Consider the following 12861-nt stretch of genomic DNA (forward strand, 5'->3'; position numbering starts at 1 on the left):
CGCGGATTAATAGCCCCACGCTACTGCTACTAGGCGCCCCAGAACAATCACAGTGCGAGCGCTGAATGCGCCGCCATAAATGGCTCGACTCAGCCGCCCGTGCCCATCAGCTTGACCGCGCCACGGTGCCGTTGGCCGTGGATACGAATGCAATTGCGCCCGGCACTCTTGGCACCGTACAGCGCCTGGTCCGCCGCCTTGATCACCGCTTCCGGGCTGCGCTGCTCTGCCCCCCGCTCGGCCACCCCCATGCTCAGCGTCACCGCCACCTGGGTAGCGGCCGCGCTGCCGCGGCGCTGGCGACCTTGCTTGTCGTCCCGTGGACGGCTAACCGTGTCGCGCAATTGCAGGCGGTAGTCTTCAACCGCCTGCCGCACCTGTTCCAAGTGTGGCAGGCATTCCTCAAGAGTTTTACCGGGAAACACCAGAGTGAACTCCTCGCCGCCATAACGGTAGGCCTTGCCACCGCCACCGATCTTGCGCAGCTGGCTGGCGACCAGGCGCAACACCTGGTCGCCGGTTTCATGGCCGTGAGTATCATTGAAGCGCTTGAAGTGATCGACATCGGCCATGGCAATCACATAGCTGCGACCCAATCGCTGCAGGCGCTCGTTCAGCGCACGCCGCCCCGGCAACCCGGTCAGCTCATCACGAAAGGCCATCTGGTAAGCCTCATGGGCGACCGCCGCCACCAGCATGAGCATGATCAGGCAGCTCATCACGTGCAGGGCGTGGGGCACGATGAAGGTATTCGGCAACATCCACAACAAACCGAACAAGCCTACCAACTGCGCCGCATGCAAGGGCCGAGGCGCGCGCAGGTACTGCACCAGCAAGAGGATGAACGCGAGGCCAAACAACGGATAGGCAAATTGCACCAGGCTCATCCACTCGCCGTGCAAGGCTGGCCAGCGGATCACGGACAGCCACTGCAGCAGCGCCTCGGGGTAGCGCCGTTCAAGCGCCAGGGCGACGCCGCCCACTGCCAGCAATACCGCAGCACGGGCGACCAGGTCCTGCAGCAGATGGGTGCGTTCCTGCCACGCCGCGTATAGGCCGTAGAGCAGCGGCAACAACACACTGCTGAGATGGAACACCAAGGCCGCGTCGCTGCGCACCCGGCCTTCGGCACGGTAGTGATCGAGCTGGATATCCAGAAAAAAGTAGCCGAGATACAGCACCAGCAGCAAGAACAGCTCACGCTGACGGCCGTAGACCAGGCAGAAGGCACCGCCGAGTAACAGCAACAGTGTCGGCAGGACGTTGAACAGCGATATGAAAAACTCGCTCAGCTGCGGCAAACCGGCAGCCACCAGCCCCCCGCCGAGCAACAGCAGCGAAGGCAGGAAATGACTGAGGCGCACTGCAGCCAGGTGCGACAAGGCAAGCTCCACGGGCGAACCCGAGACAAGACGAAGGCTGGCATTTTGCCTGTCGTCGACGCGTTACGCACGGAGCATAGCGCGTAAATCGAAGCTGAGACGGCCGGCCGTGCGCCTCACCACAACACAGCCATAAAAAAGCCGCGCCCCAAAGGAGCGCGGCTTTCGACCCGAAAGTCGGACTGCGGCTTAGTAGCCCAGAGCGAAGTGCTCTTCGTCCATATCCATCAGGTTGTTGGCGCCGGACAGCATGGTTTCAACATGGCTGCGGGTGCGCGGCAGAATACGTGCGAAGTAGAAGCGCGCAGTCTGCAGCTTGGCCTTGTAGAAGGCTTCTTCGTTGGTACCCGCGGCGAGTTTCTCGGCAGCCAGGCGCGCCATGTCGGCCCAGAAGTAGGCCAGGCAGGCGTAGCCGGAGTACATCAGGAAGTCTACGGAAGCGGCACCGACTTCTTCGCGATCTTTCATCGCGGCCATGCCGACTTTCATGGTGACCTCGCCCCACTCCTTGTTCAGTTTGGCCAACGGCTCGACGAATTCCTTGATGGCTTCGTTGCCTTCGTTGGTCTGGCAGAACTTGTGCACGATCTTGGTGAAGCCTTTGAGTGCCTCGCCCTGAGTCATGAGGATCTTGCGACCCAGCAGGTCAAGCGCCTGGATACCGGTAGTGCCTTCGTACAGCATGGAAATCCGGCTGTCGCGCACGTTCTGCTCCATGCCCCACTCGGCGATGAAGCCGTGACCGCCATAGATCTGCACACCATGGTTGGCGGCTTCGAAGCCCACTTCGGTCATGAAGGCTTTGGCAATCGGAGTGATGAAGGCCAGCATCGCATCGGCGGCTTTCTTGTCTTCTTCGTTTTCGCTGTACTTGACGATGTCGACCTGCTTGGCAGCGAAGTACACCATCGCCCGGTTGCCTTCAGCGAACGCCTTCATGGTCAGCAACATACGACGCACGTCCGGATGCACGATGATCGGGTCGGCGGCTTTTTCAGGCGCTTTCGGGCCGGTCAGCGAACGCATCTGCAGACGCTCACGAGCGTACTTGAGACCACCCTGGAAACCGATTTCGGCGTGAGCCAGGCCTTGCAGCGCGGTACCCAGGCGAGCGGTATTCATAAAGGTGAACATGCAGTTCAAGCCTTTGTTCGCCGGGCCGATCAGATAACCGGTGGCGCTGTCGAAGTTCATCACGCAGGTGGCGTTACCGTGAATGCCCATCTTGTGCTCGAGAGAGCCACAGGTCACACCGTTACGCTCGCCGGCATTGCCTGCGGCATCAGGCAGGAACTTCGGCACGATGAACAGGGAGATCCCCTTGGTGCCGGCCGGTGCATCGGGCAGGCGGGCCAGCACGATGTGGACGATGTTATCGGCCATGTCGTGTTCACCGGCGGAGATGAAAATCTTGGTACCGGAAACCTTGTAGGAACCGTCGGCTTGCGGCTCGGCCTTGGTGCGCAACATGCCCAGGTCGGTACCACAATGCGGCTCGGTCAGGCACATGGTACCGGTCCACTCGCCGGACACCAGCTTGGTCAGGTAGGCGTGCTTCTGCTCATCGGTACCGTGCTCGGCGAGGGTGTTCATCGCGCCGTGCGACAGGCCCGGGTACATGCCCCACGACCAGTTCGCCTCACCGACCATCTCGCTCAGCACCAGGCCGAGAGACTCCGGCAGGCCTTGGCCGCCGTGGTCGACGTCATGCGACAGGCTCGGCCAGCCACCTTCGACATACTGCTGGTAAGCGTCTTTGAAACCCGTCGGGGTTTTAACGCCGGACTCGCTCCAGGTGCACCCTTCGATGTCACCGGTGCGGTTCAGCGGGGCCAGTACCTGCTCACAAAACTTGGCGCCTTCCTCGAGGATGGCGTTAACCATATCCGGGGTAGCGTCTTGGCAAGCCGGCAGGCTCTGATAATGCGCTTCGTAACCGAGCAGTTCGTCACGTACGAAACGAATATCACGCAAGGGGGCCTTGTAATCAGGCATAGCGAGTAACCTCTGCGGTGGGTTCCTAGTATTCAGGTGACCGGGCTAGCGGCCGTGTTCGGGATTGCTCCCAACTGTTTGGTAACCTCTCGGCAACCGAACAATCAAACATGTGTTTGAAACATACGTTTACGCCTAGCCCTTGTCAAGCACCCGCACTCTTCTCACTACGCAACGAAATCAATCTGAGGCCCGGATTCTGGCGCGCCAGCCACCCGTCGGTAGATATTCAGGTCGGCCGCAGGAGGCAGAGGTTGCAGGTTTGAGCTCTTCGCCGAGCCCTCTTGCTCCTGCGGTTCGGTTTTCGTTTGCCCTGAGCGCGCCGCATCGCCTTCGCGACTCTGCTGCTCGGCCAGTTCGACTCGTGCCTGGGCCATCTGCGCCTGGGCTTGCGCCGCTACACTGCGATCCTGGGCAGACGGTTCGGCCGGCGCCAACGCTGCTCGCACGACCACCTCCATCTTGCTCAAGGTGGCTTGCGGGTCGTTCGACACGGCGCCGGTATCGATGCTGACCTCGCCGCCCACCGCATAACGCTGACCATCTGGACCACGGCTATAGGTGTAGCTCGGCGCCCCGGCATGACTGCCACCCACAGCGGCATGCGCCTGTTCATGAGCGCGCACCTCCCGATCACGGCTAGCCAGTTCGGCGATTTCCAGTTGCTCGCTACGCTCTTGCGCAGGACTCTGTTCGTTCTTGCGGGACGGTTGATCGGCTGACTTATCCGCTTCTTCGCGAGCAGAAGGCGATTGCTGACCATCCAGCGAGGACGGCGGGGTTGCCGGCGCCTGGGTGGCGCGGGTCAAGTCCTGCGAGACGTCGGGCGAGGCGTTAGCGGACACCGGCTGCTGCGGCCGTGCCACCCCGGCGGGTAGAGGATATGAGGACGTACCACCTATCTGCATAGAGTCCTTCCTTGCTCAAGGTGCGCTGGATCTTTCCGTCGTAGGGACGAGCCCGCGGAACCAACTGCGGGGATCTGCGACATCTGGCCATGCAGCGTTGCAATATAGCGCTGCTGGTCACCTGATTGCATTGCGTCGCGCCCTAAAGCCCAGGTCGATCAGGGCCTACCCGGAGAGCACGGCAACGCCCGAAACATTACTCGCTACCGGCTCGAACGGGCTGTTACGCAGTGGTGTCGATCAAGGTCCCGAGCACTTCGTCTGCGGTTTTCACGACCTTCGCACCGGCCTGAGCTTCGTTCTGGCCGACGCGTAGCGCCACCAGGCTTTCCGTTAGATCCGGCCGACTCTCGGCGGGCACCTCGGCGGAGGGATTGACTTGATTCGGCCGCGCGGATTGCGCCGCCTGTGGTGGCGCAGTGAAGGCATTACTGGCGATGTCGCTGGCAGCCTGCTCGACACGGCGCTGACCGGACTGAATGGTGCTGACACCCGAGCTGAAGGCGCTACCGGAGATTTCCATGCACAAACTCCCGCAGTGGAAGGACAGTATTGCGTTGTATTGAAGCAGAAAAACCGCAGAACACGTACGGGAAAAAGGCTATGGCAAAAGGCCTGCTTATAGCTCGGGTACCAATAGGCTCAGGTCCAGATGCGCCGCTACTGCCGCTGGCGTGGCTGTATCCAGGCGCGGCACCCGCCCCAGACAGGGTGCTGGCAGCCGTTCGGCAAGGGTCGCGAGGTTCTCCTCCAGGCGCGAGGTCTGCGGGTCGACCACATTGGCCACCCAGCCCGCCAGCTCCAGACCATCGCGGGCAATTGCCTCGGCACTCAGTACGGCTTGGTTGATGCAGCCCAGGCGCACACCGACCACCAGAATCACTGGCAAGCGCAGGCTGATCACCAGATCGGACAAGTTAGCCTGGCCAGCCAAAGGGACGCGCCAGCCTCCCGCACCCTCGACCAGAGTGAAGTCGGCGCCCTTGTCCAGAATGTGCTGCACAGGGCCACACAACGCAGCCACATCCAGCAGCACACCGGCTTCACGCGCCGCCAGATGCGGGGCGATGGCCGGCGCGAACGCCAGCGGATTGACCTCGGCATAGTCCAACGCCAGGGTGCATTCGCCGAGCAGAGCCAGGGCGTCGTCATTGCGTAAGCCGTCAGGCGTCGGCAGGCAGCCGGAGGCCACCGGTTTAGACGCGGCGGTGGACAGGCCGGCCATTCGCGCCGCGTACAGCAGGCCGGCGGCGATGGTGGTCTTGCCGATTTCGGTGTCGGTGCCGGTGACGAAGTAGGCCTGGGTCATATCAATCCTCCCTCGCACTGGGGTTGTCTATCGGCCGCGTTGCGGGTCTTGCCGACTCGCTGGCGAAAACCGGGGGGTGCCAGTGACGAAAAGGCGGCAGTCATGCCCGAGGCTCCTTGCGCAGTACGCCGTAGACCACCTGATAGGTCGCCGGCAGGCCCTGCGGTTGACGGCAGCGTTCGTAGGCTTCGAGCAAGGCGCGCATCCGCGCACGCCCTGTCAAACCGCCGGGGCGACCAGGATTGAGGTTATGTGCACCGAGGGCCTTGAGTTCGTGGGTGAGGCCGCGCAGATCGGGGAAATGCATGACCTCCACCCGGGTATCCAGGCTGAGGAGCTGCAAGGCACTGGCGGCGCAGTGGTCCTGGTAGTCGGCGAAACGGCGGAAGCGGTTGACGTGGACGAAGCCATCCACCGCCTGCCAGCTATCGCGCAGCTCCTGCAGGGTGCCGACGCACAGGCTGCTGAACGCCAGCACGCCACCCGGACGCAGCACCCGATGCGCCTCGCTCAGCACCGCCTGGAAATCCGCGCACCATTGCAGCGCGAGGCTGGAAAACAGCAGATCGCAGGACGCGCCCTGCAACGGCAGACGCTCGGCATCGCCGGCAATGAACTGCTGCGCCCCGCCCAGTGGTCGCGCGTGGCGTAGCATGCCCTCGGCAATATCCAGGGCCAGACCGTCGGAAGCGCTGAAGCGTTCGGCCAAGGCCCGACTGAAATGCCCGGTGCCACAACCCAAGTCGAGCCAGCGTTGCGGGCTGAACTGTGCCGGCAAGCGCGTCAGCAACTCGCTGCCGACCTTGCGCTGCAGCGCCGCGACGCTGTCGTAACTATCTGCTGCACGGGAAAACGAGGCGGCGACCTGACGCTTGTCCGGCAGACCGCCGAGCGGGTTCTGCATCAACTCAGTCATCGCCGACCTCATGCAGGAACGCCTGGATCGCCGCGGCCACCTCGTGCGGTCGCTCCAGCACGAAGGCATGACTGGCCGTGTCAATCAGGCCTATTTCGACATCCGGCAGCAGTGCCAACAGCGCCGCTGCCGCGTCTGCGGGAACCAAGCCATCGAGACCGGCGAACAGATGCAGTTGCGGACCGGCAAAACTCTGCAGCGCCGCACGGGTATCCAGCGCGGCCAGCACATCCAGGCCCGCCAGCAGGCTTTCGGGCGCTACCTGTGGCGCCGCGCCCAGCAGCAAACGCGACAGGCCACGGGGGTCGGCCGCGCCCTGACTGCAGAGCAAGGCGAAACGCTTCAAGGTGACCGCCGCATCCGCAGCGCAGCCCTGGCGGAAGGCGGCGAAGGTCTCCGCTGGCATCGCACTGGGCCATGCCGAGCCGGCGACGAAACGCGGATTGCTGGCCAGGGTCAGCAGGCCGGGGCAACGCTCGCCACGCCGGCCGCCCAGTTCGGCGGCGAGCATGCCGCCCAGCGACCAGCCTCCCAACCAGGCATCTTGCGGCAAGCTGTCGTCCAGTTCGTCGAGCCACTCGGCGGGGTCGCGGCTGCTCAGCGTCGGCAAGGGTTCGACCTGCACCCGCAGGCGCTCATCCAACCCGCGCAAGGCATCGGCCAAGGGCTCCAGCGGCGCTGTGCCCAGGCCCCAGCCCGGCAGCAGAATCAATCGATCACGCATTGCCTTTGTCCTCCTCAACCGTGGCCAGCTGCGGCCAGCACTCGGCCAGCGCCTCCAGCAACAACTCTAGCTGGGCGACGCTGTGGGCGGCCGACAGGGTGACGCGTAGACGCGCACTACCCGCCGGCACGGTTGGTGGTCGAATCGCGGTGACCAGCAGGCCGCGCTCGCGCAGCATCTGCGACAGGCGCAACGCGCGGTCGCTGTCCCCGACCATGATCGGCTGGATCGGCGTCGGGCTGTCCACCAGGCTCAGGCCAATCGCTTCGGCGCCGGCGCGAAAGCGCTGAATCAGCGTCGCCAAATGCTCGCGGCGCCAGTGCTCGCTACGCAGCAACTCCAGGCTTTTCAGGGTCGCGCAGGCCAGCGCCGGTGGCTGACTGGTGGTGTAGATATAGGGACGGGCGAACTGCACCAGGGTCTCGATCAACTCCTCGCTGCCCGCGACGAAAGCCCCGGCAGTGCCGAACGCCTTGCCCAGGGTGCCGACCAGCACCTGTACATCGTCCGGGCCCAGGCCGAAGTGCTCGACAATACCACCACCGGTGGCGCCCAGCGGGCCAAAGCCGTGGGCATCGTCGACCATGACCCAGGCATCGCGCTGCTTCGCCTCGGCGCACAACGCCGGCAGGTCGGCCAGGTCACCGTCCATGCTGAACACGCCGTCGGTCACCACCAGGGTGTTGCCGTTGGCTTTCGCCAGACGGCCGGCGAGACTCTGCGCATCGTTGTGCAAATAGCGCGAGAAGCGCGCGCCGCTGAGCAGGCCGGCATCCAGCAGCGAGGCGTGATTGAGCCGGTCTTCCAGCACCGTATCGCCCTGACCGAGCAACGCGGTGACGGCACCCAGGTTGGCCATGTAGCCGGTGGAGAACAGCAACGCACGCGGCCGCCCGGTGAACGCCGCAAGCGCTTCTTCCAGTTCATGGTGCGGGGTGCTATGGCCGATCACCAGGTGCGAGGCGCCGCCGCCGACGCCCCAGCGGTGTGCGCCGGCACGCCAGGCTTCGATCACCTGCGGATGATTGGCCAACCCGAGGTAATCGTTGGAGCAGAAGGCCAGCAATTCACGGCCGTCGACCCTGACCAGCGGCCCCTGCGGACTGTCCAGCAGCGGGCGTTGGCGGTACAGGTGCGCGGCGCGGCGCTCGGCGAGACGGGTGGCGAGATCGAAGGGCATGGACAGCTCAGCTTGTTTGTAGGAGCCAGGGGGACGCCTAGTCCGTGCTGGCGATCTCCGCTAACCGGGATCGCCAACAAGCTGGCTCCTACAGGTTCGAGAAGGTCAGACCGCGGCGTCGTAGAAGAGCGCGCTGCTCTTTTGCTCGACCAGCGCCTGCTCGATGGCGGCCTGATGGACTTCGTCGGCGTGCTCTTCGCGCTCTTCCGGTTTGATGCCGAGACGGGCGAACAGCTGCATGTCCTTGTCGGCTTGCGGGTTGGCGGTGGTCAGCAGTTTCTCGCCGTAGAAGATCGAGTTGGCGCCGGCGAAGAAGGCCAGGGCCTGCATCTGCTCGTTCATCGCCTCGCGGCCGGCGGACAGGCGCACATGGGACTGCGGCATCATGATCCGCGCCACGGCGAGCATGCGGATAAAGTCGAACGGATCGACGTCCTGTTCATCGGCCAGCGGTGTGCCCTTGACCTTGACCAGCATGTTGATCGGCACCGACTCCGGGTGTTCCGGCAGGTTGGCCAACTGGATCAGCAGACCGGCGCGGTCGTCCAGCGTCTCGCCCAGGCCGAGGATGCCGCCGGAGCAGATCTTCATCCCGGAATCGCGCACGTAGGCCAGGGTTTCCAGGCGTTCGTTGTAGGTGCGGGTGGTGATGATGTTGCCGTAGAACTCCGGCGAGGTGTCGAGGTTGTGGTTGTAGTAGTCGAGGCCGGCCTCGGCCAGGGCAGCGGTCTGCTCCTTGTCGAGCTTGCCGAGGGTCATGCAGGTTTCCAGGCCCATGGCCCGTACACCTTTGACCATCTCCAGCACGTAGGGCATGTCTTTCGCCGACGGGTGCTTCCAGGCGGCGCCCATGCAGAAGCGGGTCGAGCCGATGGCCTTGGCTTCGGCAGCCGCTTCCAGCACCTTTTGCACTTCCATCAGTTTTTCTTTTTCCAGCCCGGTGTTGTAGTGGCCGGACTGGGGGCAGTACTTGCAGTCTTCCGGGCAGGCGCCGGTCTTGATCGACAGCAGGGTCGAAACCTGTACGCGGTTGGCATCGAAATGCGCGCGGTGCACGCCCTGGGCCTGAAACAGCAGGTCGTTGAACGGTTGCTGGAAGAGCGCCTTGACCTCGGCGAGGGTCCAGTCGTGACGCATTGGGGCGGCGGAGGTAGCGCTCATGGATGATTCCTTATTAGCAGCAACAGCCTGCTAGAGTCAGCAGGCAGACACGGATGTTCGGCATGATTATGGAAGCGTTATGCACTGTCAACCAAAGCGAGCACGCCAGGTTTACAACTGGTTAAAAATCAAACAAATCTGCTTATTGTGCGATGAGCCGACGGACACCGCGCACGCACTCTGCGTCAGCTGCGAAAGCGAGCTGCCCTGGCTCGCCGGGCGCTGCCTGATCTGCGCCCTGCCCTTGGCAAATGCGGGACTGACCTGCGGCGCCTGCCTGAGGCGACCACCGAGTTTTCACCGCGTAGAAGTACCCTGGCGCTACGCCTTCCCGATCGACAGCCTGATCACCCGCTTCAAACACCAGGCCAAGTGGCCCTTGGGACGTCTGCTCGGCGAGCTTTTGTCACATCATCTGCTGCATGCCTTCGATGAGGGCTTGGCCAAGCCAGAGCTGCTGCTGCCCGTGCCGCTGTCCGAGCGACGCCAGCGCCAGCGGGGCTTCAATCAGGCGACACTGCTCAGCCAGTGGCTGAGCCAAAGCTTGCAGCTGCCGCACCAGCCCAACTGGCTGCAGCGCGTGACCGACACCCCCGCCCAGCAACAACTGGACGCCGCCGCGCGCAAACGCAACCTGCGCCGCGCCTTTGCCCTGGCCGCCAACGCTCGGGTAGAAGGCCGTCACCTCGCCCTGGTCGATGACGTGCTGACCACCGGCGCCACTGCGGAAAGCCTCGCACGCCTGTTAACGCGGGCCGGCGCTGCGCGAGTCGATGTGTATTGCCTGGCGCGCACCGCAAAACCGGGTGACCGTTAACAGGCCGTTGAAAAACTACTGCGCTCGGCCATGCGGCGTTGAACCAGCCTCAAAATGCTCATGTACAACTCGTACACTGCGCTTTTTCGACTGATTTCGCCTTGCCTAGCCTTCGCTCGCTACATTTTTCAACGGCCTGTTAAGCCGCAAGGCCTGCCGCGCCTGATCACGGGCAGGGGCGACGGTATTGACTCAACGGTCAGGCTCGCGCACATTACAGCGCTATATAGCAAAGCATATAGCGCTACCCATATGACCCTCATGACCACCCTCGCCCAGCATGTCACTCGCCGCCCGCAGCGCATGGCCCTGCTCGAACAGATTGCCGTGCAAGGCTCGATCACCCGCGCCGCCAAAGCCGCCGGTCTGAGCTACAAGGCGGCCTGGGACGCGATCGACGAACTCAATAACCTTGCCGAAGAGCCATTGGTCCAGCGTAGCGTCGGCGGCAAAGGCGGCGGCGGCGCCAAGCTGTCCGCCGCGGGCGAACGCCTGCTGGTTCTCTACAAGCGCCTGGAAAACCTGCAGGCCCAGGTGCTGGCGGCCGAGGACGACCACGACCTGCAACTGCTCGGTCGCCTGATGTTGCGCACCAGCGCGCGCAATCAGCTCAGCGGACGGGTACGGGCGATTCACCCGCAGGGGCGTAACGACTTGATCGATATCGAGCTGCCCGGCGGCGCGCAGATCCAGGCACAGATCACCTGCGACAGTACGGAAAAACTCGAGCTCGCCGAAGACCGCCCGGTGATTGCCTTGATCAAGGCCGGCTGGCTGGAACTGAACGCACTGTCGAGTGCCGCCGACCCGACGCGCAATCAGCTGCAAGGCTGGATCGAGCAGATCATTCCGGCGGCCGACGGCCCCAGCGAAGTGCGCATCGGCCTGGCCAGTGGGCAGACCCTCTGCGCGTTGGCCGATGCCAGTCACCTGCGTGAGCAGCACCTGCATGCCAGCGACCCGGTGCGCGCGCAGTTCGCCGCCAATCAGGTGCTGCTCGGCACCCCCGTCTAAAACTTGGCCCGGACACAATCAGCATGTACAAAACACTTCTCCCCTGCGTCCTCGCCGGCCTACTGACGGCCCAGCAGGTGCAGGCTGCCGAGACGCTGCGAATCGCCGTCGCCGCCAATCTGCTGCCAGTGATGGAACGAATCGCCGCCGACTACCAGCAACAGACCGGCGCCAAGCTGCAGATCGCCGGCGGCTCCAGCGGCGCTTTCTTCGAGCAGATCCAACGCGGCGCGCCCTTCGACCTGTTTTACTCGGCCGATGCCGAACGCCCGGACAAACTCGCCGCGAACGGTCACGGCACAACCGCCATCACCTATGCCTGCGGACGTCTGGCCCTGTGGACGCCGCGGCAACCGGCAAGCCTCGACAATCTGCCGGCCGGCAAGGTGGCCATTGCCCAGCCGCAGACCGCGCCCTACGGCACGGCCGCCTTGCAGGCCCTTGAACGCAGCGGCCAATTGGCGACGATCAAGCCACGCCTGGTGTATGGCCAGGACATCGGCCAGACCTTTCAATTCGTCCTCAGCGGCAATGCGCCGAGCGGCTTGGTCGCCCTCAGCCAGCTGACCGCGGCCAACACCCCCAGCGTGCAGTATCAGCGGGTGGACGCCAGCCTCTATGACCCCTTGGTGCAAAAACGCCTGATCCTGGCCAAGGACGCACGACGTGACGCCGCCGAACGCTTCGCCGCCTTCTTCGACGCTCAGCAGGCCACCCTGCAAACGGCGGGTTACGCATTACCAGGCGAGGCCGGCTGTGCTGCTGACTGATAGCGACTGGCAGGCGCTGTGGCTGACCCTGCAACTGGCCGGGCTGTCCACCGCGCTGCTGATGCTGCTCGGCTTGCCGCTGGCGGCCTGGCGTGTGCGCAAGCAAACCCGCCTGCGCCAGGTACTCGACGCGGTGCTGGCCCTGCCGCTGGTGCTGCCACCAACCGTGCTGGGTTTTTACCTGCTGGTGCTCTTCGCCCCGGATAACCCGCTGGGATCGGCCTGGATCGCCCTCACCGGACAACAACTGGCCTTCAGTTTCAGCGGCCTGGTACTCGGCTCGGTGATCTACTCCCTGCCTTTCGTCGTGCAACCGCTGACCGTGGCCATGCGCGAGATCCCACCGAGCCTGCTGGAAGCCGCCGCCAGTCTCGGCGCCACCCGCTGGGAGCGTCTGCACCGGGTGATCCTGCCGCTGCTGCGGCGCGGCCTGCTGGTCGCGGCGACCCTGGGCTTCGCTCACACCCTCGGCGAATTCGGTGTCGTACTGATGCTCGGCGGCAGTATCCCCGGCGAAACCCAGGTGGTCTCAATCGCCCTGTTCCAGCACGTGGAGGCACTGCGCTACGCCGACGCCCACCGCCTGGCCGCTTTTCAGCTCGGCCTGTCGTTCCTGCTGCTGTTGCTGGTCTATGGCCTGGGCGATCCACGCCGATCGGCGCCCATGCGCACATAGGCGTTACAC

13 protein-coding genes are annotated in these 12861 nt (G+C 64.1%); 4 read left to right on the forward strand and 9 right to left on the reverse strand.

Annotated features, from left to right (window positions below):
• Window positions 1-89: 89 nt before the first annotated feature.
• The 9 genes from TMS3_RS00395 to bioB form a co-directional block, all read right to left on the reverse strand.
• Window positions 90-1382 (reverse strand): GGDEF domain-containing protein, encoded by a 1293-nt coding sequence (locus TMS3_RS00395; protein ID WP_025163252.1) that lies wholly within the window; start codon window positions 1380-1382, stop codon window positions 90-92.
• A 189-nt stretch (window positions 1383-1571) separates the two neighbouring features.
• A complete protein-coding gene (locus TMS3_RS00400) occupies window positions 1572-3377 on the reverse strand; it encodes a phenylacyl-CoA dehydrogenase (RefSeq protein ID WP_025163253.1) in 1806 nt (601 codons plus the stop codon).
• A 167-nt stretch (window positions 3378-3544) separates the two neighbouring features.
• On the reverse strand, window positions 3545-4285 hold the full coding sequence (locus TMS3_RS00405; RefSeq protein WP_025163254.1) for a putative metalloprotease CJM1_0395 family protein: 741 nt from the start codon (window positions 4283-4285) through the stop codon (window positions 3545-3547).
• Between the two features lie 223 nt (window positions 4286-4508).
• On the reverse strand, window positions 4509-4808 hold the full coding sequence (locus tag TMS3_RS00410) for a hypothetical protein (RefSeq protein ID WP_025163255.1): 300 nt from the start codon (window positions 4806-4808) through the stop codon (window positions 4509-4511).
• A 96-nt stretch (window positions 4809-4904) separates the two neighbouring features.
• Window positions 4905-5594, reverse strand: coding sequence for a dethiobiotin synthase (gene bioD, locus TMS3_RS00415; RefSeq protein WP_025163256.1), 690 nt, complete (start codon window positions 5592-5594; stop codon window positions 4905-4907).
• A 100-nt stretch (window positions 5595-5694) separates the two neighbouring features.
• On the reverse strand, window positions 5695-6522 hold the full coding sequence (gene bioC / locus TMS3_RS00420; protein WP_407691593.1) for a malonyl-ACP O-methyltransferase BioC: 828 nt from the start codon (window positions 6520-6522) through the stop codon (window positions 5695-5697).
• Window positions 6503-7234, reverse strand: coding sequence for an alpha/beta fold hydrolase (locus tag TMS3_RS00425; RefSeq protein ID WP_025163258.1), 732 nt, complete (start codon window positions 7232-7234; stop codon window positions 6503-6505). Before TMS3_RS00425 ends, bioC begins: the two co-directional genes overlap by 20 nt.
• Window positions 7227-8414 (reverse strand): 8-amino-7-oxononanoate synthase, encoded by a 1188-nt coding sequence (bioF, locus tag TMS3_RS00430; RefSeq protein WP_025163259.1) that lies wholly within the window; start codon window positions 8412-8414, stop codon window positions 7227-7229. The genes TMS3_RS00425 and bioF overlap by 8 nt, the downstream gene beginning before the upstream one ends.
• A gap of 105 nt (window positions 8415-8519) precedes the next feature.
• On the reverse strand, window positions 8520-9575 hold the full coding sequence (bioB, locus tag TMS3_RS00435; protein WP_025163260.1) for a biotin synthase BioB: 1056 nt from the start codon (window positions 9573-9575) through the stop codon (window positions 8520-8522).
• Window positions 9576-9654: 79 nt separating this feature from the next.
• Between bioB and TMS3_RS00440 the strand changes: the two genes are divergently transcribed.
• The 4 genes from TMS3_RS00440 (at window position 9655) to modB (ending at window position 12852) form a co-directional block, all read left to right on the forward strand.
• The gene (locus TMS3_RS00440; RefSeq protein WP_025163261.1) at window positions 9655-10392 is read left to right on the forward strand and encodes a ComF family protein; all 738 of its coding nucleotides are present in this window, start codon (window positions 9655-9657) and stop codon (window positions 10390-10392) included.
• A gap of 252 nt (window positions 10393-10644) precedes the next feature.
• Window positions 10645-11406 carry a TOBE domain-containing protein gene (locus TMS3_RS00445; protein WP_025163262.1) on the forward strand — a complete coding sequence of 254 codons (762 nt, stop codon included), beginning with the start codon at window positions 10645-10647 and terminating at the stop codon, window positions 11404-11406.
• 23 nt (window positions 11407-11429) lie between these two features.
• Window positions 11430-12176, forward strand: coding sequence for a molybdate ABC transporter substrate-binding protein (modA, locus tag TMS3_RS00450; RefSeq protein WP_029866024.1), 747 nt, complete (start codon window positions 11430-11432; stop codon window positions 12174-12176).
• Window positions 12163-12852 carry a molybdate ABC transporter permease subunit gene (modB, locus tag TMS3_RS00455; RefSeq protein ID WP_025163264.1) on the forward strand — a complete coding sequence of 230 codons (690 nt, stop codon included), beginning with the start codon at window positions 12163-12165 and terminating at the stop codon, window positions 12850-12852. Before modA ends, modB begins: the two co-directional genes overlap by 14 nt.
• The last annotated feature ends 9 nt before the right edge of the window (window positions 12853-12861 follow it).

Source organism: Pseudomonas taeanensis MS-3 (genome assembly GCF_000498575.2).
Lineage (GTDB): Bacteria > Pseudomonadota > Gammaproteobacteria > Pseudomonadales > Pseudomonadaceae > Aquipseudomonas > Aquipseudomonas taeanensis.

Excerpts from the sequence above, each read along its gene's own strand:
- TMS3_RS00400 (WP_025163253.1), bottom strand. The coding sequence starts at position 3,377 with ATGCCTGATTACAAGGCCCCCTTGCGTGATATTCGTTTCGTACGTGAC.
- TMS3_RS00405 (WP_025163254.1), bottom strand. The coding sequence starts at position 4,285 with ATGCAGATAGGTGGTACGTCCTCATATCCTCTACCCGCCGGGGTGGCA.
- TMS3_RS00410 (WP_025163255.1), bottom strand. The coding sequence starts at position 4,808 with ATGGAAATCTCCGGTAGCGCCTTCAGCTCGGGTGTCAGCACCATTCAG.
- bioD (WP_025163256.1), bottom strand. The coding sequence starts at position 5,594 with ATGACCCAGGCCTACTTCGTCACCGGCACCGACACCGAAATCGGCAAG.
- bioC (WP_407691593.1), bottom strand. The coding sequence starts at position 6,522 with ATGAGGTCGGCGATGACTGAGTTGATGCAGAACCCGCTCGGCGGTCTG.
- TMS3_RS00425 (WP_025163258.1), bottom strand. The coding sequence starts at position 7,234 with ATGCGTGATCGATTGATTCTGCTGCCGGGCTGGGGCCTGGGCACAGCG.
- bioF (WP_025163259.1), bottom strand. The coding sequence starts at position 8,414 with ATGCCCTTCGATCTCGCCACCCGTCTCGCCGAGCGCCGCGCCGCGCAC.
- bioB (WP_025163260.1), bottom strand. The coding sequence starts at position 9,575 with ATGAGCGCTACCTCCGCCGCCCCAATGCGTCACGACTGGACCCTCGCC.
- TMS3_RS00440 (WP_025163261.1), top strand. The coding sequence starts at position 9,655 with ATGCACTGTCAACCAAAGCGAGCACGCCAGGTTTACAACTGGTTAAAA.
- TMS3_RS00445 (WP_025163262.1), top strand. The coding sequence starts at position 10,645 with ATGACCCTCATGACCACCCTCGCCCAGCATGTCACTCGCCGCCCGCAG.
- modA (WP_029866024.1), top strand. The coding sequence starts at position 11,430 with ATGTACAAAACACTTCTCCCCTGCGTCCTCGCCGGCCTACTGACGGCC.